This is a genomic window from Saccharothrix saharensis (genome assembly GCF_006716745.1).
GTDB lineage: Bacteria > Actinomycetota > Actinomycetes > Mycobacteriales > Pseudonocardiaceae > Actinosynnema > Actinosynnema saharense.
Genome location: NZ_VFPP01000001.1, coordinates 7,056,506 through 7,075,220 on the forward strand (window position 1 = coordinate 7,056,506; position 18,715 = coordinate 7,075,220).

Consider the following 18,715-nt stretch of genomic DNA (forward strand, 5'->3'; position numbering starts at 1 on the left):
GCGCAGGAGGGACCGGCGTGGAGTTGCACGAGGAGCGGGCCGAGCACGTGGGCCCGGAGTTCGAGCTGGCCAGGCAGGCGTGCCGCGAGGCGGTCGAGGCCAGTCCGGCGCTGCACTACCTCGCGCACTACAGCAACGGCGTGTTCGACTTCGGCGTCGACGCGCTCGGCGAACCCGGTCACGCGCCGGACGCCCTGCCCGGCGGCACGCGCCGGGAGGAGCTCAAGCGGCTGGGCAGGCACCTGACGTTCCAGGCCGCCACGGTGGACCGCGCGCTGCAGGAGGTGCGCACGGGCCGGCTGATCCGCACCGTGCTGCACACCGAGGAGGGGGCGCTGTTCTGCGACTCCGTCGTGCCGACCGAGCACGTCGTCGGCCTGGTGCTGGACCACGCGGGCACGGGGCCGCTGTTCGGCCACCCCGCCGTGGACGAGGCGGACCGCGCGGTGGCCGCGCTCGCCACCCGGCTGCGCGGCCAGCTCAGCCTCGGCTCGCTCAACCCCGGCGGGTGGGAGAGCGCGCGGGACGCCGTGCCGCTGCCCGTGGAGCAGGACGTGCGGGCGCACGTGACGGCGGGGGAGGGGCCGCTGACCGCGTGCCTGTCGGCGGTGCGGGCGCAGGACCTGCACCTGGTCGCGCACGTCTCCGGCGGTGAGGTGCGGTCGATGGTCGACTGCCTGGGCGACCCGTCGCTGGCGCCGTTCTTCCGGCAGGTCACGGTGGACGCGCGGCGCCGGTTCTACCACGGGTTCGTGCAGGAGCTGGGTGCGCTGGCGACGAAGCTGAACCGGGCGGTGCGCCCCGTCGTCGGCGGGTTGCTGGCCCGGCTCGTGCTGGACGTGGAGATGGGCGCGATCTACTACTACCGGTTGCGCGCGGGGGAATACCTGGTCGGCGTGACGATCGACCAGGCACGCGTGCGGGCGGCGGATGATCGAATGTCCGCCCTGGCGGAAGAACTCACCCCACTCGGTCCTTGAACGCTCATCCACCGCTGCCTATCGTGGAACGGTGACGGCACCGACGCGCTCGGCCGCGCTCCTCTCGGCGCTCGGCGCGGGTTGGCTCGTGGCGTGGCAATTCGGACTTCGTGATGTCGACCGGTCACCGGTGTACGCGTTCTTCATCACCGCTTTGCTCGGTTTCGGTTTGTACGCCAGCACGAGCGGGATCGTGATCGCGGAATTCCGCCGGCAACTCCGCACCGTGGTGATCGCGGTCACGCTCGGTGTGGTGGCGAAAGTCGCGCTGATCTTCGCGGTGATGTTCTTCGCGTTCCGGGAACCGGGTCACCTGGTGCTCGCGGTGGCGGTGGCGCAGATCGACCCGCTGTCGGTCGCGGCGATGCGGGCCAAGTCGCGGATGTCGGACTCGGCGAAGGCGCTGCTGGCGGCGTGGGCGTCGTTCGACGACCCGATCACCGTGCTGCTGACCGTGTACCTCACGTCGTTCGCCCTGGGGGGTGGGGCGGTGGGCGGCGTGGGGTCGTTCGCGGTGAACCTGGTGCTGAACCTGGCGCTGGCCGGGGTGGCGTTCATGCTGTGGACGCTGTTGCGCGGGCGCGTGGAGCGGGCCGAGGCCGGTGGGCGTGCCGTGCGGTACGCGGTGCGTGCCGTGATGGTGGTGGCGGTGCTGGGCATCGGGTTCGTCGCGGTGCAGCACTCGCTGCTGCTGGCGTTGGCGTTGCTGGGTCTGTTCTTCCGGCCGGATCTGGGTCGGTGGGTCGACGGGCTGGCGCAGGCGGGCCTGGTGCTGGCGTTGGCCGCGGTCGGGTTGGTGCTGGCGGCGGAGTTCAGCTGGGTGCTGGCCGGTGTCGGCGCGGTGCTCGGGGTGGCGGCGTTCGGGGCGCAGGCGGTGGTGGCGTTCGCGTTGACCGTGCCGAAGCGGTGGCGCGGCGACCGGGTGCGGCTCGCGTTGGGGCAGCAGAACGGGCTGACGGCGATCATCCTGGCGTTGCTGCTGGAGCCGACGTTCCCGGGTGCCATCGCCGTGGTCGCGCCCGCGGTCGTCGTGGTGAACGTGCTGCACGCCGCGGCGAACGGCGCTCACGACCGCGTGGCCGCACGCCGTCCGGTGCCCCGGCCTCAGCCGCCGGAACACATCCCGCGCGTGCCGCTCAACCCCGCTCCGGCACCGCGTCGCGCTTCGCCCTACCGGGTGAAGCCGACGCCCTGAGCGTTGAATTCGGGGTACCTGAGCGTTCGACTCTCGGGGCCTGAGCGTTCGACTCTCGCGGGAGTCCTGCGGTCGGGTCAGGCCGGGGACGAGCGGAACACGGCGCGGCGGACGCGTGGGCTCAGGTTGCGCAACGCGTCGTGCACGCGGGTGCGGCGCGAACCCTGGCTCACCTCGGCCACCAGCCCGCCCGCCCGCGCCGACCACGGCGGCAGCGTGAACAGCGGGTCCAGCAGGAACAGCGGCAGGAACTCGACGATCCCGTCGTAGATGCCGCACAGCTCCTCCAGCCGCTCCTCCGCGTCGGCGTCCCCGGACGACGAGTACCACTGCGCCACGGCGGCCCGGAACGCCTGCACGGCCTTCTGCAGGAACACCGCCTGCGTCGCGGCCAGGGTGAACTCGGGTGTCCGCAGCCGCCGGTGCACGGCCTCCCGGGTGGTGGTCGGCGCGTGGTCGAACGCCTCCTCGAACATCACGTCGACCTGCGTGACGTCCTCCAAAGCGTCCACCGCGTCCCGGAACAGCCGTTCCACCTCACCCGGCAACCTGGACGGCGCCGCCTCCGCCGCGCGGCCCGGCGTGCCGGTCAACGCGCCGAGCTGCCGCGCGATCGCGCCCAGCTGCCGGTCCGACGACGCCCGAACGCCGTCCATGTGCTCGGCCAGGTGCTCGATGAACCCGTAGATGCTGGACTGCTGCCTGGCCAGCTGGTCCATCCGCCACCGCAGCCCCGACAACGGGTCCGCGTCCACGCCCGGCCGCCGTCCCGCGTTCACCAGCGCCTTGAAGTCGTCGGCGAACGTGCGGTCGACGTAGACGAGCGGTTCCCGGCCCAGCAGCTCGCGCAGCTGGATCGCCACGCCGTCCGCCACCACCCCGTTGACCAGCAGGACCAGCTCGGCGTCCGGTTCGGCCTCGCGCACCGCCGAGATCCGCCGCACCACCGCGCCCAGGTCGGCGTTGTCCAGCAGCGACGGGCTGATCAGCACGGCGCACCCGCCCGCCTGCTCGGGGAAGGTGACCCAGAAGTCCGCCAGCGAGTCGCCCGCCACGCCGAGCAGGTGCCGGTGCAGGTAGTCCAGGCCGTTGGCGTCGAGCACCCGGCGCACCACGCCGTCGATGTCGTCGGAGCTCAACGACCCGAACAGGTCGCGCGCGGCCCGCCGCACCATGTCCTCGGTGACGGTGAACCCGTGGCCGGGCTCGCGGGACAGGTCGTCGGCCATCCGGAACACCCGGTGGCACAGCCGGATCACGTTGCGCGCGTTGCCCCGGGCGAGGTCGCGCAGGTAGCGGGTGGTGTCGACGGTGAACGGGGCGAGCTGCCGGGTGCCGAACACCTGCTCCTGCGCCAGCTCGACGAACTCGCGGACCTCGCCCTGGCTGAGCCCGGACATCACCACCGTGTACGGGATGCGCTGCCGCACGGCGGGCGGCAGCACGGACTTGAAGTCCGGCAGCCCGCACAGCACCAGGCACGCCCCCGCCTTGCCGAACACCTGCAGCAACGTCTGGAACGCGGCCATCGTGCGGGCGTGCGGTCGGCTGTCGGCGGAGAAGATCTTGTCCAGCTCGTCGACCGCCAGCACGAACCGCCGCTGCCGGCCGCCGAACAGCAGGGCGAACACGCCCATCGCCTCCAGCGCGGCCACCTCGTCGTCGATCGGCGTGCCGATGCCGCGTTCCACCAGCACCTGGTCGGGTGCGCCGCCGAGCAGCCACGACCACACCGAGTGCTCGAACCCCGGACGCAGCAGCAGGGTGAGCGCGGTGCCGAAGTCCTTGTTGTTGGTGACCTCTCGCAGCGTGTCCTGGACCTTGCGCAGCAACGCGCTCTCCATCAGGCCCAGCCGTTCCACGACCTCCTGCGGCTCCAGCTGCCTGCTGCCCAGCCACTCCAGCATGTCGCTGGTCAGCCCGCTGCTCTGCAACGACTCCGCGACGATGTCGGCGTAGTACTCGCTGACCTGCGCCCGCACGCCCTCCCGGCCGAGCTTCTGCATGAACCGCCGGTACAGCTCGATGAAGCTCTCCGCGGTCGCGTCCAGGTACAGCGCGTGCGTCGGGTCGGCCAGGACCTGCCGGGCGTGCCGGACCAGCCGCACGGCCAGGTGCGTCTTGCCGGTGCCGTAGTCGCCCAGCACGGCCACCACGGTGCCGGTGCGGTCGCGGCCGGCGCGGGCGGGCGGCGCGTCGAGGTAGGCCGTCAGGTGCGCGAGCGCCTGCCGCGTCGCGTCGGTGGTGATCGCCACGTCGACCGCGTCCGGGTCGGCGTCGAAGTCCGTGATCCGGGCGACCGCCATCGGCGAGAAGGGGTTCTTCCGCGAGGGCGGGAGATCGCTGCGGTCGCTCATGGCCCATTCACCGGTCCATTCCGGGACTTGGTGTTCAGGAACGCCCTGATGTCCTCGACGGTCACCAGGTCGGCCTCGGAGTAGCCTAGTCCCGTCGCACGTTTGTGTTCGTAAGTGCCGTGCAGGAACCTCTGCAACATCGCGATCGATTGGCAGTGCTTGGCCACCAATTCGATCGCGTCATCACTCATCCGCGGATACGTTCCCGCCGCCGCGTGACGAGTCAACCGGTCTTCGGCGAATCGCTGCGCGTCACCGGGGTCGAGCGGGCCGACGTGCATCGTGATCGGCGGTACCCACGGTTCCAGTTGCCGCACCACGTCGGCCACCTCGTCCGTGCCCAGGTACGCCGATTCGGCCAGGAACAGCACTTTCGCGCTGTTGAGCGTCCGCGCGTACCGGATCACCTCGTCCACCAGCTCGTTCGGGCTGGGCAGGAGCACGACCAGCGCGACGTCCTCGCGCAGCGCCCGGCCCAGGCGCGGGAACACGCGGCCCGGCACGTCCCGGACGGCCTCCAGCCGCTGCTCGCTGTCCTGGCGCAACGCCCCGGCGTCCACGAGCAGGTCGAACATCCGGTCGCACACCTCGGCGGTGCGCTCGTCGATGGAGAGCTCCCGGTCGGTCGGCAGGCAGCCGGTCAGGTCCAGCACGACCCCGCGCACGTCACGCCGCCGCAGCTCGCCGACGACCCAGTCGGCGCACCGGTTGACCAGCGCGGTCTTGCCGCAGCCCGACTCGCCGGTGACCAGCGCCAGCCGGCCGTACTCCAGCATCACGGCGAGGTCGCCCATCGCGTCGCGGAAGTGGTCGAACGCGTCCTCGCCGCCGTCCACGGGCACGTAGTAGTCGCGGTGGGCGGGCCGGTGCCACGGGCTCAGCGGCCGCATCGGCGTGCTCTCCCACCCCGGCAGGGGGAACGGGTTGACGCGGGGCGCGCTCACCACGGCCCCACCGACCCGGTCACGCGCGGCAGCGCGGCGGCTCGACCGGCCCGCCCGCCGTCCATGCCCACCCCCGTCGCCTCGCGGCGGCCTAGCGAAAGCTTCAGCCTACCGACGGAGAGTCGCACACGGGCACGTTCCCGTTAACCGGTGCACCCCGAACGGCCCATTCGGATTACGACTGTCGGGAATCGACGGAATGGGGGAGTGAACGCCGCGCTGAACGGGTGCGGTGGACGGGTGCGGCGATGGGGTCACCAAGGGGCGGGCGCGTAGTCCTTGAGGAAGCAGCCGTGCAGGTCCTCGCCCAGCTCGCCGCGCACGATCGGGTCGTACACCCGGGCGGCGCCGTCGACCAGGTCCAGCGGCGCGTGGAAGCCCTCGGCGGCCAGCCGCAGCTTCGTCGGGTGCGGCCGTTCGTCGGTGATCCAGCCGGTGTCGACGGCGGTCATGAGGATGCCGTCGGTGGTCAGCATCTCCTCGGCGCTGGTGCGGGTCAGCATGTTCAGCGCGGCCTTGGCCATGTTGGTGTGCGGGTGGCCCGGGCCCTTGTAGGCGCGGCTGAACTGGCCTTCCATCGCGGACACGTTGACCACGTACTTGCGGCGCGCGGGCGAGGCGGCCATCGCCGGGCGCAGCCGGGAGATCAGGATGAACGGCGCGGTGCTGTTGCACAGCTGCACTTCCAGCAGCTCCACCGGGTCGACCTCCTCGACGCGCTGGACCCAGCTGTTGACCGGCGCCTCGTCGGGCACGAGACCGCCCGCGTCGATCTCCTTGGACCCGGCGGTCAGCGCCAGCGCGGTGACCGCCGGGATGGTGTCGGCCAGCGTGCCCGCCAGCGCCACGGGGTGCGCGGACAGGGTGTGGCCGAACGTGACCAGCTCGGGCCGGGGCCCGGACGGCAGGGGTGCGGACTCGGCCGCGACCAGCGGCGCGTAGGCGCCCGCCGACCGGCGCACGGTCTGCGCCGCGTTGTTGATCAGGATGTCCAGCGGTCCGGCGGCGGCCACCGAGTCGGCCAGTTGCACGACCTGGGCCGGGTCGCGCAGGTCGATGCCGACCACGCGCAGCCGGTGCAGCCAGTCGGCGCTGTCGGGCATGGACGCGAACCGGCGCACGGCGTCGCGCGGGAACCGGGTGGTGATGGTGGTGTGCGCGCCGTCGCGCAGCAGCCGCAGCGCGATGTACATGCCGATCTTGGCGCGACCGCCGGTGAGCAGGGCGCGCTTGCCGGTCAGGTCGGCGCTCTGGTCGCGCTTGGCCCGGTTGAGCGCCGCGCAGTCGGGGCACAGCTGGTGGTAGAACGCGTCGACCTCGGTGTAGCGCTTCTTGCACGTGTAGCAGGACCGGGCGCGCAGCAGCGTGCCGGCCTTCGCGCCGGGCTCGGGCTCGCGCAGCAGCAGGCCGCGGGTCTCGTCGTCGATGCGGGACGGCGAGCCGGTCGCGGTCGCCTCGATGACGGCGCGGTCGGCGGCGGTGACGGAGGCGCGGCGGTCGGCCTTGCGGCGCTTGCGGAGGCTCTTCCAGATGCCGGCGGTGGCCCGGCGGACGGCTACCGCGTCGGGGTGCTCGGTGTCCAGTTCGTCCACTTGGGCGAGCACCCTTAGGGCGATTTCCAGCTCGGCGGGGTCAATCGACACGCCCAGCACTCTACCTGCGGCGAAATCCGCCCCCGGACGGGTGAAATTCGCGTGAGCCACCGCTAGGGTGCCCGGCATGCCTACAGCGGGTACCGGCCCACGGGTGCGGCGACTGGACCACCCCGACGCCGACGTCCGGCCGCGCGCCCTCGGCCTGCCCCGCGGCCGTCCGGTCCTGGCGGTGTTCGGCTCGGCCGACGCGCTGGACACCGACCTGGCCGCCTCGGTGCTCCCGGTGCTGCGTGCGGTGCTCGCCGCGGCGGCCGCGGCGGACGCGGTGGTGATCACGGCGGGGGCCGACGTCGGTGTCACGCACCTGCTCGGCCTGGCCGCCGAGTCGCTGGACGGCCGGTGGCCCCGGATGGTCGGCGTGGCGCCGTCCGGCCGGGTGGCCGCCGAGGACGCGGAGCCCGCGGACGGTGAGGTACGGCTCAACGTGAACCACGACACGGCGGTGCTCGTGCCGGGGTCGAGGTGGGGCGAGGAACTGCCCGCGCTGTTCCGCGCGGTGGACGCGGTGGCCGGGTCGAAGCGCCCGGCGCTGGCCCTGCTGATCGGCGGCGACGACCTGTCCCGCGCCGCGCTGGTCGACCACCTGGGCCGCGACCGGCCGCTGCTCGTGCTGGCGGGCACCGGCGGTCTGGCGGACGAGATCGCGGGCGGCTCCACGTCCCGCCCGGCCGGCCCGGCCTCCGGTGAGCCGACCCCCGACCCGGCCGCGATCCGGCCTGCCCCTGATGCTGCTGCCGCCGCGGCCCGGCCCGTGCCCGAGGCCGCCGCTGTCCGGCCCACGTCCGACACCGCCGCCGGCACGCCCGACGTGCCCGCCGAGCGCGACGACGACCTGGCCGTGCTGGTCCGCAGCGGCCAGGTCGCCCTGGTGCACCTGGACGAGGGCGCGGACAAGGTGGTGGCCGTCGTGCGGCGGGTGGTGGGCAACCGGCCCGGTGCCAAGCTGCACGCCGACGTGCCGCCGCCCGCCGTGTGGCCGCGGTTGCGGTTCCGGGTGCCCGAGCCGCAGCCCGTGATCGACCCCGGCTACGTGCTGGACTACCCGTTGCTGGCCGACGCGATCCACGAGGCGAACCAGGTCGTCGCCCCCGCGTTGCACGAGTGCGAGGTCGCCGCCCTCAGGTCGCGGGAACGCGCACGGCTGCTCGTGGTGCTCGCCATCGCCGCGGGCTTCGGCACCACGGTGTTCGCCGCGTTGCAGGTGTGGCTGCGCGACCAGCCGTGGCCCGGTGTGCTGCTCGCCGTGTCCGGCGCGGCCGCGGCGGTGCTCGCGGTCGTGGCGCGCGGTGGCGAGGACACCGGTGCGCAGGTCCGCGCCGAGCGGTTGCGCGCCTTGTACTTCGACCACCTCGCCGCACCACCCGCCGCCGACGACGCCGAGCGCGACGAGCGCGCCCGCGAACTGGCGACGGCCGTGGCGCGGCTCCGGCACGAATCGGTGAGCCGCACATGACGACCCTGGTGGACGACCACCGCGAGCAGTTCCTCCGGGCCTACCTGCGGCACCGGGTCGGCGAACGGCTCGCCGGGTTCGAGCAGGCGCAGGCCCGCTACACCGCGGCGCGCCGCTGGACCACCGCCCTGACCGTGCTGCTGTTCACCGCGGCGGCGGCGTTGGGCGCGGTGGCCGTGGCCGACGACGGGCGACGCGCGCTGTGGGCGTTCCTGGCCGCGGTCGCGGCGGCGCTGGCGACGGCGGTCGGCGTCTACGAGGCCGCGTTCTCGTTCCGCGCGCTGTCACGGCGGTCCGCGAACGGCGTGGCGCTGCTGCACCTGTTGCAGGCGCACGGCGCGCCGGAGGGGGAGGACGGCGTGAACGCGTTCCGCACCGAGGTCGAGAGCGTGCTCCGGCACGCCGACCGCTGACCCGCGCGGGACGATCGGCTGATGGCGACCGTCGAGGACGTCCGGCGCATCGCGCGGTCGTTGCCGCGCACCGAGGAGGCCGTGGTCCGGGACCGGGTGAAGTTCCGGATCGGCCGAATCGTGTACCTGGCGCTGTCCCGCGACGAGCGGACGCTGGGTTTCGCGTTCCCGAAGGACGAGCGGGACGCGCTGGTGACCGCCGAACCGGACCGGTTCCACCTGCCCGCGGCGTCCGACCTGCGCTACAACTGGGTCGAGTGCACCCTCGCCGCGGTGGACGAGGACGAGCTGACCGAACTCGTCGTGGACGCGTGGCGAATGTGCGTGCCGAAGCGTGTGGCCGCCGGGCACCTCGGTCGATAAGTTCTGGCGGTGGGCCGTTCGGTGGCGAGGAATCCCCGCGCCGGCGTGCCGTGGCGGTGCTCCCCGGCGGTCGCGTCCGGGCGCCCGCCGGTGACAACGTCGGTTTCCGGTCGTCGCCTGGGAGTACATCGTGGGACACGTGGAGCCTGCCGCCGCGGTGGGGCGGTAGCCGTGGAAGTGCGTCGGCTCGACCCCCGTGAGCTGGTCCGGGACAGCGGGCTGGTGGCCCGCAGGCTGATGCCGTGGCCGCTGGTGAACGCGCCGTTCGACGGCTCGTGGTGCGTGGTGCAGCCGGGCGCGGAGTCGAGCACGCACGCCCACCGCGAGCACGAGGTCTGGGTCGCCGTGTCGGGTGAGGCGGAGATCGTCACGCGCGAGGGCCGGACGCCGTTCGCGGCGGGCGACATCGTGCACTTCCGCCCGTACGAGGAGCACCAGCTGGTCAACGACGGCGAGGCCGACTTCCAGTTCTTCGCCGCCTGGTGGGACGTGGAGATGGCCGAGCGGTTCAGCGCCCGCGACGAGGACGCCCGCTGACCCGGCCGCGCACCCGGCGGAACCACGCATCGGGAGGAATCGTCACAGTCGCGTCATCGTCGGTGAAACGTCGACGCGACCGGGGTCGGCGTGGAGTTGCCAGGACTCCGGTCGCGTGCTGCGGGCCCAACCGGACCAGGTGGACGCGCTGCGGTTCCGCGACCTGACCGCGCGCGCCGCCGGCACCGTGGATTTCGAACGCCGCCGCGACCTCTGCACCCGCGCGCCGGCCCTGTGGCACGGCACACCGGTGGCGGGCGCGGAGTCCGAGCCGCTGCGCGCCTGGCTGTGCGCGCCGCTGGAGGCGCACCACCTGGCCACCCTCGAAGCGGCCGTCGACACCGACCTCGCGCTGGGCGGGCACGCCCGGGCGGTGGAGGCGCTGACGCCGTCGGTGGCCGAGCACCCGTTCCCGGAAACCCGCGCCACCAGCTCATGACCGCCCTGCCGGCCTGCGGCCGGCGCACCGGGGCGCGGGCCGGTGCTGGGCGGCACCGCGGTCCGCGGCCCGGTACCCGCCCGGTCGAGGGCGTCAGCTGGCCGCCACGGTCAGCCCGGCGGCGGCGAGCTTCGCGGTGCGCGGGCCGTGACCCCGCAGCCGCTCCTGGTAGGCCCGGACCAGCGCCGAGTGGATCTCGTCGACGTACTCCGCGGCCACGCAGTCGCGCCGCCACACCACCGTCACCCGCCGGTGCACGGGGTTGCCCACGATCGGTTTCAGCAGCACACCCGGCAGGTCCTGCCCGGTCGGGAAGAAGCACGCCACGGTGTGCGCGGACCGCACCAGTTCCGCCGCCGACGCCGGGTCGACCCCGAAGTGCGCGCACCGCGGCGTGAAGCCGGCCGCCTCGCAGGCCAGGTGCAGGTTCAGCTTCCCGCCGCCGTAGCTCTCGTCGGAGACGGCCCACTCCTCATCGGCCAGTTCGGACAGCCGAATCTCGGCGCGCGCCGACAACCGGTGCCCGACCCCGATGCCGACCAGCATCGGCTCGGTCACGACGGTCCGGCAGTCAGCCTGTTCGGGAATCCGAAGTGGACTCTGCGGGTACTCCGTCACCAGCGCGAGGTCCAGCTTCCCGGCCCGCACCAGGTCCAGCACGCCGTCGCTGGTGCGTTCGACGTGCGTGGTCCGCGGGTGCGTCGGCAGCAGCGAGCGCACCACCGCGACCAGCACCGGCGTCAGCGAACCGGCCACGCCGCCGAGCCGGATGCCCGTGACGTCGCTCTCCGCGGCCAGCTTGCGCGCGGTGACCAGCAGGTCGTCGAACCGCTCCACCAGGTCCCTCGACCGCAGCACGACGTGGCGGCCCAACTCGGTCAGCTCGACGCCGTCGGTGCGCCGCAGGAACAGCGGACCACCGAACCCCCGTTCGATGCGGCGCAACTGGGCGGTCAGCCCCGCCTGCGCGATCTTCAGCAGTGAGGCGGCCCGGCTGATGCTGCCCGCTTCCGCCACGGTCAGCACGACGTGGAGGTGCCTGAGCTCCATGTTCACTGCGGCAGCCTAGGGCAATGGAACGAACCGGACACCGACCGTGCGTGTGGCGAAGAACGCGACTCTGCGTCGAGCGGGACGCGGCCCGTTGCTCCAACAGGTGCATAACTGGCGAGTTATCGCCACCTCACACCTCCCGCCGCGCTCACCCGTTCGACCACCCTGCTGGGTGGCCGGCACCCATGACCGAGGAGGTGTGAGCGACATGACGAAAGCTCTGCGCCTGCGGCGCCTTTCCCGTCCGCGCGACGACAGGTACCTCTTCGTCCCGCTCGACCACAGCGTCTCGGACGGACCGGTGGTGCCGCGCGACCGGTGGCGCGACCTCATCGACTCGGTCGTGGTGGGCGGCGCCGACGCGATCATCGTCCACAAAGGACGAGTGCGCACGATCGACCCGGACGTGCTCGCGGGCTGCGCGCTCGTCGTGCACCTCAGCGCGGGCACCGCGCACGCCGCCGACACCAACGCCAAGGTCCTCGTCGGCGAGGTGGACGAAGCGCTGCGGCTCGGCGCCGACGCGGTGAGCGTGCACGTCAACATCGGCTCGGACACCGAGGAGCGCCAGCTCGCCGACTTCGGCGTGGTCGCCAAGGCCTGCGACGAGTGGAACGTGCCGCTGGTCGCCATGGTGTACCCGCGCGGACCGCGCATCGCCGACCCGAACGACCCGGCGCTGCTCGCGCACGTGGTCAACATCGCCGTCGACCTGGGCGCCGACATCGTCAAGACCAACCTCGCCCACCCCGCGGGCCGCATGGCCGACGTGATCGCCAGCTGCCCCATCCCGGTGCTGGTCGCGGGCGGCCCGGCCACCGGCGGCAGCGTGGTCGACCACGCCCGCACCGCGATGGCCGTCGGCTGCGCGGGCCTGGCCGTCGGCCGCCGCGTGTTCACCGCGCCCGCGCCCATGTCGCTGGTCGCGGAACTGGCCTCGATCGTCCACGACGACACCGAAGCGGACCTGGTCCGCGCCATGACGGGGGTCGTCGCCTCCTCATGACCCCGCCGCCCGCGGCCGCCGCCGGTCACCCGACCGGCGGCGGCCCGTCCGCACGCCGACCGGGCTCTCACCCCTTGGAGAACCGTTGAAGTTCGCCTGGATCGACCTCCGAACCGTCCCCGAAGCGCACCGCGAGGCCGTGGTGGACGCCGCCGTGCACGCCCGCCTGGCCGGCGTGGTCGCCGACGACCCGGCGCTGCTGGACGCGCTGCCGCCCACGATCACCCGGGTGCTCGTCGCCGACGCGGCGGTCGACAGCCCGCACCTGGTCACCGTGGTCGTGGACGACCAGGACGCGCTGGAGCGGCTCACCACCGACGCGGCGTTCGTGCAGGTCCGCGACGACCGCACGCTCAAGCTCGCGTGCGCCGCCGCCGTGAGGCTGGGGCACACCGTGGTCGCGTTCACCGACCCGACGAAGATCCCGCTGGAGATCGTGATCGCCGCCGCCGACGGCGCGCCCGGCAAGCTGATCACCGTCGTCGCCGACCTCGAAGAGGCCGCGATCGTGCTCGACGTGCTCGAACACGGCTCGGACGGCGTGCTGATGGCCCCGCGCGACGCCAACGACGTGTTCAAGCTGGCCCGGCTGCTGGAGGCCACCACCCCGCCGCTGAACCTGACCACGCTCACCGTCGACGGCATCACCCACAACGGCCTCGGCGACCGCGTCTGCGTGGACACCGCCTCGCACTTCCAGGAGGACGAGGGCATCCTCGTCGGCTCCTTCTCCTCCGGTTTCATCCTGTGCTGCAGCGAGACCCACCCGCTGCCCTACATGCCGACCCGGCCGTTCCGGGTCAACGCCGGCGCCCTGCACTCCTACGTGCTCGGCCCGGACAACCGCACCAACTACCTGTCCGAGCTGCGCTCGGGCAGCACCGTGCTCGCCGTCAACTCCGAGGGCCGCACCCGCAAGCTCACCGTCGGCCGCGCCAAGCTCGAGTCGCGCCCGATCCTCACCATCACCGCGCACTCGCCCGAGGGCGTCGAGGTGTGCCTGACCGTGCAGGACGACTGGCACGTGCGGGTGCTCGGCCCCGGCGGGAAGGTCCGCAACGTCACCGAGCTGCAACGCGGTGACGAGCTGCTCGGCTACATCGCGACCGAGCAGCGGCACGTGGGCATCCCCATCGGCGAGTTCTGCAAGGAGACCTGAGCCAAGATGCGCGAGTTCGTCACCGACCTGTTGCGCCGCCACGGCGACGACGTGCCGGTGTTCAGCCACGAGCACACCGTCACCCACGGCGCGTTGCGCGCCGCCGTCGCCGCCGAGGCGGGCCTGTTCGCCGCGTCCGGCGTGGGGGAGGGCAGCACGGTCGCGCTGCACGTGCCACCGAGCTTCACCCAGCTCGAGGTGGTGCTCGCGCTGTGGAGCCTCGGCGCCCGGGTGATCTCGATCGACCACCGGCTCACCCCCGCCGAGGTCGACGTGCTGCGCGAGCTGACCCGCCCGCAGTTCTTCGTGCGCGCCTCCGGCCGGCCGGTCGGCATCTTCCGCGAGCGCTACGAGCTGGTCACCGAGCGCAGGTCCGACGGGCGGCCCGCCGAGACCCGGCACCGGCTGGTCCAGTTCACCTCCGGCTCCACCGGGCGGCCCAAGGTCGTCGGCCGCAGCACCGAGTCGATCATCCGCGAGGTGATGCGGTTCGGCGCGGCCGAGGGCATGCCGCAGCGCGGCGAGCGGATGCTGGTGCTCAACTCCACCGCGCAGAGCTTCGGCCTGATGGGCGGGCTGCTGCACGCCCTGGCCGCGGGCGTGCACCTGGTGTTCGCCGGGAAGCTGTCCGCCGAGGACGTCCTGGCCACCGCGGCCCGGCACCGGGTCGACTTCATCACCGGCGTGCCGTTCCACTTCGAACTGCTGGCCGCGGCCGCCGACCGACCGTCGCTGCGCACCGTGCGCGGCGCCTTCGCGGGCGGCGAGCTGATGCGGCCCGACGTCGCCGAGCGGTTCGCCGCCGCCTACGGCTTCACCGTCGGCGAGTGCTTCGGCACCACGGAGACCGGCGCGCTGACCATGGACGCGGCGGGCACGACCCGGCCGTCGGTGGGCAAGCCCCTGTCGGACACCACGATCAGGGTGCGCGACGGACTGGTCGAGGTGGCGCTGGACCAGTCGCCGTACCTGGGCGAGACCGACCCCTCCCGGTACCTGGACGGGTGGTTCCGGACGGGTGACCGGGGCGAGTTCGACGCGCGCGGCAACCTGCGGCTGCTGGGCCGGGCCGACTCGCTCGTCGTCGTGCGCGGCAGCAACGTCGACCTGACCCAGGTGGAGGCCGCGCTGCGGGCCCACCCGCTGGTCACCGAGGCCATCGCGGTGCACGACCAGGTGATCGAGGCCTACGTCGCGACCGGGTCCGACGCGCTCACCTCCGACGAGGTGTCCGCGTGGTGCGCCGAGCGGTTGGCCGAGTACAAGCGCCCGCAGCGGGTGCACGTGCTGCGGGCGCTGCCCCGCACGCCGAGCGGCAAGCTCGTGCGCAACCCGGAGGTGCTCGCGGACGCGCGATGATCGCCGGTGTGGCAGGGTGGGCGGCGTGGAACAAGTCGTGCTCCTGGACGAGTCCGGTGCGGGGGTCGGCGTCGCCGACAAGGCCTCCGTGCACCACGCGTCCACCCCGCTGCACCTGGCGTTCTCGTCGTACCTGTTCGACGCGGCGGGCAGGCTCCTGCTGACCCGGCGCGCCCTGCACAAGAAGACCTGGCCGGGCGTGTGGACCAACTCGTGCTGCGGCCACCCCGCGCCCGACGAGCCGATGGTGTCGGCGGTGACGCGGCGGCTGGCCGACGAGCTCGGCCTGGCCGACGTCACGCTCGACCTGGTGCTGCCCGCGTTCCGCTACCGGGCGGTGATGGAGAACGGCGTCACGGAGAACGAGATGTGCCCGGTGTTCCGCGGCCTGGTCTCCGCCGACCCGCGACCGAACCCGGACGAGGTCGACTCGTTCGAGTGGACCCCGTGGGCCGAGTTCGCACCCGCCGTCCTGGCCGGTGCCCGCCCGGTGTCGCCGTGGTGCGCCCTGCAGGTGGCCGAGCTGTGGGCCCTGGGCCCCGACCCCCTGTCCTGGCCGACCGCCTCGCCCGCGTCCCTGCCCCTCGCCGCCCGCGCCTGACCTCCCACCGACCGCGGACGCAGGACTCGCGCGTGAGTCCTGCGTCCGGGACGCGTGAGTTCAACGCCCGGCTCAGAGAGCGCTCTCTGGCGTGCCGTTCCGGGATGACCGGAACTCCCGCCTTTCCTTGACTGATACAGGTCACCGTCCTACGTTCCGCTGTGAGAGCGCTCTCTGAACCCTCCCTGCATCGCCCTCCGAAAGGGGAGTCGTGATCCCCACCATTCGCCGATGGCGTCGTCTGGTCACCGCCACCACCGCCGCGGTGCTGACCGCGTCCGCACTGACCTTCGTCGCCTCTCCCGCCGGCGCCGCCCCGGAACTGCTGTCCCAGGGCCGGCCCGTCACCGCCTCCTCCACCGAGAACGGCGGCACGCCCGCCTCCGCCGCCGTCGACGGCAACACCGGCACCCGCTGGTCCAGCGCCGCCGCCGACCCCCAGTGGCTCCGGGTCGACCTCGGCACGTCCACCGCCATCAGCCAGGTCACCCTGAACTGGGAGAACGCCTACGCGCGCTCGTTCCAGCTCCAGACCTCCGCCGACGGCAACGCCTGGACCACCATCGCCACCGCGTCCGGCAACGTCGGCGTGCAGAACCTGACCGTCTCCGCCACCACCCGGTACGTCCGCGTCCACACCACCGCCCGCGCCACCCAGTACGGCGTGTCGCTGTGGGAGTTCCAGGTGTTCGGCGTCCGCAACACCAGCGGCCCGATCGTGCGGGTCGCCGAGTTCCTCGCCGAGTGCCCGTACAGCCACCGGCTGCCGGACGACCCGATCGTGGCGCCCAACCTGCCCGGCGCGTCGCACATGCACAGCTTCTTCGGCAACCGCACGACCAACGCGCACTCCACCACGCAGTCCCTGCTGGCCGGCACCAGCAACTGCAGCCCGGGCGTCGACCTCTCGTCCTACTGGGTGCCCACCCTCTACGCGGACAACCAGCCCGTGGAACCGACCGGCACCACCTTCTACTACCTGGGCGAAGGCGTGCGCGACGACGTGATCGCGCGCATCCAGCCGTTCCCGCTCGGCTTGCGCGTCGTGGCGGGCAACGCGAAGGCCACCGCGCCGGACGCCAGTACGATCGCCCGCTGGTCCTGCCTGCACGCCGGGCACGTGGGCGCGTCCAAGGACTTCGTGAACTGCCCGGCCGGCACCATGCTGGAGTCCTACCTGGACTTCCCGCAGTGCTGGAACGGCCGCGACCTCGACTCGCCGGACCACAAGAGCCACATGGCCTACCCGGTGAACGCGGACTGCCCGTCCACCCACCCGGTGCCGGTGCCCAAGCTGCGCCAGGTGCTGCGCTACCCCGTCAGCGGCGACCCGGCGCGGTTCCGGCTCGCCTCCGGAGGGGGCTTCACCATGCACGGCGACTTCTTCAACGCGTGGCCGGAAGCGGAACTCGCCCGCCGGGTGCGCGACTGCATCAACCCGATCATCAAGTGCGGCGCGGACGGCCGGCCATGAGGACGCTGATCGGCGCGTTCTCCCTGCTCGCCGCCCTGGTGGTGCCGGTCACCGCGGTCCAGGCGGCGGAGTGCGGCACGGCCAACGCGGCGCTGAACGCACCCGTCACCGCGTCGTCGGTCGAGACCGGCAGCCCGTTCACGGCCGCCTCGGCGGTCGACGGCAACCCCGGCACCCGCTGGTCCAGCGCGTTCAGCGACCCGCAGTGGCTGCGGGTCGACCTGGGCACCAGCCGGGAGGTGTGCGGCGCCACGTTGCAGTGGGAGGCCGCGTACGCGACCGCGTTCCAGATCCAGACGTCGGCCGACGGCAACGCCTGGACCACCGTGCACCAGACCACCACCGGCACCGGCGGCACGCAGAACCTCACCTTCACCGGCACGGGCCGCTACGTCCGCGTGCACACCACCGCCCGCGCCACGCAGTACGGCGTGTCGCTGTGGGAGTTCGCCGTCCGCACGGGCACCAACTCCGGTGGCGGCGGCGACGGCCTGCTGTCCTACAACAAGCCGGCGTTCGCCTCGTCGTCCCAGGACGACGGCGCGTGCCCGCAGTGCGCGCCCGCCAAGGCCCTGGACTTCAACCCGGCCACCCGCTGGGCCACCAGCCCCACCACCGGCTGGGTCGACCCGGGCTGGATCTACGTCGACCTGGGCGCCACCGCGCAGGTCAGCAAGGTCGTGCTGCAGTGGGACCCGGCGTTCGCCACCGGGTTCGAGATCCAGACCTCGGCCAATGCGTCGAGCTGGACCACGATCCACACCGTGGCCAACGGCACCGGGTTCAAGCAGACGATCGCGGTGAACGGCACGGGCCGGTACGTGCGGGTCAACCTGACCAAGCGCAGCGGCCCCTACGGCTACAGCCTGTGGGAGTTCCAGGTCTACGGCACCGGCGGCAGCCCCACGCCACCACCGCCGCAGGCACCGGACCCCGGCACCCCGCTGCGACTGGTGTGGAGCGACGAGTTCAACGCGCCCGCGGGCACGCGGCCGGACACCGCCAAGTGGCGGCCGGAGACCGGCACCGGCCAGAACGCCGAGCTGCAGTACTACACCGACAACCGCAACGCGTTCACCGACGGCGCGGGCAACATGGTGCTGGAGGCCAGGCGGGAGGTCACGCCCGGCTCGGCGTGCCCGGTCGACCCGGTCAGCGGCAGCGGCACGTGCCAGTACACGTCGGCCCGGATCATCACCGAGGGCAAGGCGTCGTGGACGTACGGCCGGTTCGAGGCCCGCGTCCGGGTGTCGGGCACCAAGGGCCTGTGGCCCGCGTTCTGGATGCTCGGCACCGACATCTTCAAGGGCACGCCGTGGCCCGCCAGCGGTGAGATCGACATCATGGAGCACCTGGGCCGCGAGCCGAACACCGCGTACCAGACGATCCACGGCCCGGCCTACTTCGGGGGCGGCGGGATCGGGGCGATGCGCGACATCGGCCAGGACTACGCGGCGGCCTTCCACGTGTTCCGGGTCGACTGGAACAGCAAGGGCATGGTGTTCAGCATCGACGACGTGACCGTCCTCACCATCGACAAGGCGACGGTCGAGGCGACCCGCGGCCCGTGGGTGTTCGACAAGCCGTTCTTCATCCTGCTCAACAACGCGGTGGGCGGTGACTGGCCCGGCCCGCCGGACGCCACCACGGTCTTCCCGCAGCGCATGCTGGTCGACTACGTCCGCGTCTACCAGTGACGGGTGGGTGCGGTCACGCCTCGGCGTGGC

17 protein-coding genes are annotated in these 18,715 nt (G+C 72.9%); 13 read left to right on the top strand and 4 right to left on the bottom strand.

Features of this window, described 5'->3' with window-relative positions; translation table 11 throughout:
- Positions 1–17 precede the first annotated feature (17 nt).
- A complete protein-coding gene (locus FHX81_RS32280) occupies positions 18–980 on the top strand; it encodes a hypothetical protein (RefSeq protein ID WP_141982286.1) in 963 nt (320 codons plus the stop codon).
- Positions 981–1,011: 31 nt separating this feature from the next.
- On the top strand, positions 1,012–2,175 hold the full coding sequence (locus FHX81_RS32285) for a hypothetical protein (RefSeq protein ID WP_141982289.1): 1,164 nt from the start codon (positions 1,012–1,014) through the stop codon (positions 2,173–2,175).
- A 77-nt stretch (positions 2,176–2,252) separates the two neighbouring features.
- On the opposite strand, the gene FHX81_RS32290 is transcribed toward FHX81_RS32285, so the two are convergent.
- The 3 genes from FHX81_RS32290 to FHX81_RS32300 all read right to left on the bottom strand — a co-directional run bounded on the left by FHX81_RS32290 (position 2,253) and on the right by FHX81_RS32300 (position 7,119).
- Positions 2,253–4,532, bottom strand: a complete 2,280-nt coding sequence (locus FHX81_RS32290; protein ID WP_141982291.1) for a hypothetical protein — start codon at positions 4,530–4,532, stop codon at positions 2,253–2,255.
- Entirely contained in the window at positions 4,529–5,476 is a 948-nt protein-coding gene (locus FHX81_RS32295) for an ATP-binding protein (RefSeq protein WP_141982293.1), read from the bottom strand. The genes FHX81_RS32290 and FHX81_RS32295 overlap by 4 nt, the downstream gene beginning before the upstream one ends.
- Before the next feature lie 254 nt (positions 5,477–5,730).
- Positions 5,731–7,119: an SDR family oxidoreductase gene (locus FHX81_RS32300; protein WP_246108077.1), complete on the bottom strand. Its 1,389-nt coding sequence runs from the start codon at positions 7,117–7,119 to the stop codon at positions 5,731–5,733.
- A 76-nt stretch (positions 7,120–7,195) separates the two neighbouring features.
- Between FHX81_RS32300 and FHX81_RS42280 the strand changes: the two genes are divergently transcribed.
- From FHX81_RS42280 to FHX81_RS40880, 5 genes are all read left to right on the top strand, one after another.
- On the top strand, positions 7,196–8,584 hold the full coding sequence (locus tag FHX81_RS42280) for a hypothetical protein (RefSeq protein WP_246108078.1): 1,389 nt from the start codon (positions 7,196–7,198) through the stop codon (positions 8,582–8,584).
- Positions 8,581–8,997, top strand: coding sequence for a hypothetical protein (locus tag FHX81_RS32315; protein ID WP_141982296.1), 417 nt, complete (start codon positions 8,581–8,583; stop codon positions 8,995–8,997). Before FHX81_RS42280 ends, FHX81_RS32315 begins: the two co-directional genes overlap by 4 nt.
- Positions 8,998–9,018: 21 nt before the next feature.
- On the top strand, positions 9,019–9,360 hold the full coding sequence (locus FHX81_RS32320; protein WP_141982298.1) for an MmcQ/YjbR family DNA-binding protein: 342 nt from the start codon (positions 9,019–9,021) through the stop codon (positions 9,358–9,360).
- A 171-nt stretch (positions 9,361–9,531) separates the two neighbouring features.
- Positions 9,532–9,897 carry a cupin domain-containing protein gene (locus FHX81_RS32325; RefSeq protein WP_141982300.1) on the top strand — a complete coding sequence of 122 codons (366 nt, stop codon included), beginning with the start codon at positions 9,532–9,534 and terminating at the stop codon, positions 9,895–9,897.
- A 115-nt stretch (positions 9,898–10,012) separates the two neighbouring features.
- The gene (locus tag FHX81_RS40880; RefSeq protein WP_170232246.1) at positions 10,013–10,336 is read left to right on the top strand and encodes an AfsR/SARP family transcriptional regulator; all 324 of its coding nucleotides are present in this window, start codon (positions 10,013–10,015) and stop codon (positions 10,334–10,336) included.
- A 93-nt stretch (positions 10,337–10,429) separates the two neighbouring features.
- Here FHX81_RS40880 and FHX81_RS32335 read toward each other — a convergent pair whose 3' ends face one another.
- Positions 10,430–11,386, bottom strand: coding sequence for a LysR family transcriptional regulator (locus FHX81_RS32335; protein ID WP_246108324.1), 957 nt, complete (start codon positions 11,384–11,386; stop codon positions 10,430–10,432).
- 211 nt (positions 11,387–11,597) lie between these two features.
- Here FHX81_RS32335 and FHX81_RS32340 point away from each other — a divergent pair, with 211 nt between their 5' ends.
- The 6 genes from FHX81_RS32340 (at position 11,598) to FHX81_RS32365 (ending at position 18,685) form a co-directional block, all read left to right on the top strand.
- Positions 11,598–12,395, top strand: a complete 798-nt coding sequence (locus tag FHX81_RS32340) for a 2-amino-3,7-dideoxy-D-threo-hept-6-ulosonate synthase (RefSeq protein ID WP_141982306.1) — start codon at positions 11,598–11,600, stop codon at positions 12,393–12,395.
- An 85-nt stretch (positions 12,396–12,480) separates the two neighbouring features.
- Positions 12,481–13,554 carry a 3-dehydroquinate synthase II family protein gene (locus FHX81_RS32345; RefSeq protein ID WP_141982308.1) on the top strand — a complete coding sequence of 358 codons (1,074 nt, stop codon included), beginning with the start codon at positions 12,481–12,483 and terminating at the stop codon, positions 13,552–13,554.
- A gap of 6 nt (positions 13,555–13,560) precedes the next feature.
- Positions 13,561–14,913, top strand: a complete 1,353-nt coding sequence (locus FHX81_RS32350) for a class I adenylate-forming enzyme family protein (protein WP_141982310.1) — start codon at positions 13,561–13,563, stop codon at positions 14,911–14,913.
- A 25-nt stretch (positions 14,914–14,938) separates the two neighbouring features.
- A complete protein-coding gene (gene idi, locus FHX81_RS32355) occupies positions 14,939–15,514 on the top strand; it encodes an isopentenyl-diphosphate Delta-isomerase (protein WP_141982312.1) in 576 nt (191 codons plus the stop codon).
- Between the two features lie 211 nt (positions 15,515–15,725).
- Positions 15,726–16,988, top strand: coding sequence for a DUF1996 domain-containing protein (locus FHX81_RS42875; RefSeq protein ID WP_211363618.1), 1,263 nt, complete (start codon positions 15,726–15,728; stop codon positions 16,986–16,988).
- Positions 16,985–18,685 carry a discoidin domain-containing protein gene (locus tag FHX81_RS32365; protein ID WP_141982313.1) on the top strand — a complete coding sequence of 567 codons (1,701 nt, stop codon included), beginning with the start codon at positions 16,985–16,987 and terminating at the stop codon, positions 18,683–18,685. The genes FHX81_RS42875 and FHX81_RS32365 overlap by 4 nt, the downstream gene beginning before the upstream one ends.
- Positions 18,686–18,715 lie beyond the last annotated feature (30 nt).

Excerpts from the sequence above, each read along its gene's own strand:
- FHX81_RS32290 (WP_141982291.1), bottom strand. The coding sequence starts at position 4,532 with ATGAGCGACCGCAGCGATCTCCCGCCCTCGCGGAAGAACCCCTTCTCG.
- FHX81_RS32320 (WP_141982298.1), top strand. The coding sequence starts at position 9,019 with ATGGCGACCGTCGAGGACGTCCGGCGCATCGCGCGGTCGTTGCCGCGC.
- FHX81_RS42280 (WP_246108078.1), top strand. The coding sequence starts at position 7,196 with ATGCCTACAGCGGGTACCGGCCCACGGGTGCGGCGACTGGACCACCCC.
- FHX81_RS32365 (WP_141982313.1), top strand. The coding sequence starts at position 16,985 with ATGAGGACGCTGATCGGCGCGTTCTCCCTGCTCGCCGCCCTGGTGGTG.
- FHX81_RS32340 (WP_141982306.1), top strand. The coding sequence starts at position 11,598 with ATGACGAAAGCTCTGCGCCTGCGGCGCCTTTCCCGTCCGCGCGACGAC.
- FHX81_RS32335 (WP_246108324.1), bottom strand. The coding sequence starts at position 11,386 with ATGGAGCTCAGGCACCTCCACGTCGTGCTGACCGTGGCGGAAGCGGGC.
- FHX81_RS32315 (WP_141982296.1), top strand. The coding sequence starts at position 8,581 with ATGACGACCCTGGTGGACGACCACCGCGAGCAGTTCCTCCGGGCCTAC.
- FHX81_RS32350 (WP_141982310.1), top strand. The coding sequence starts at position 13,561 with ATGCGCGAGTTCGTCACCGACCTGTTGCGCCGCCACGGCGACGACGTG.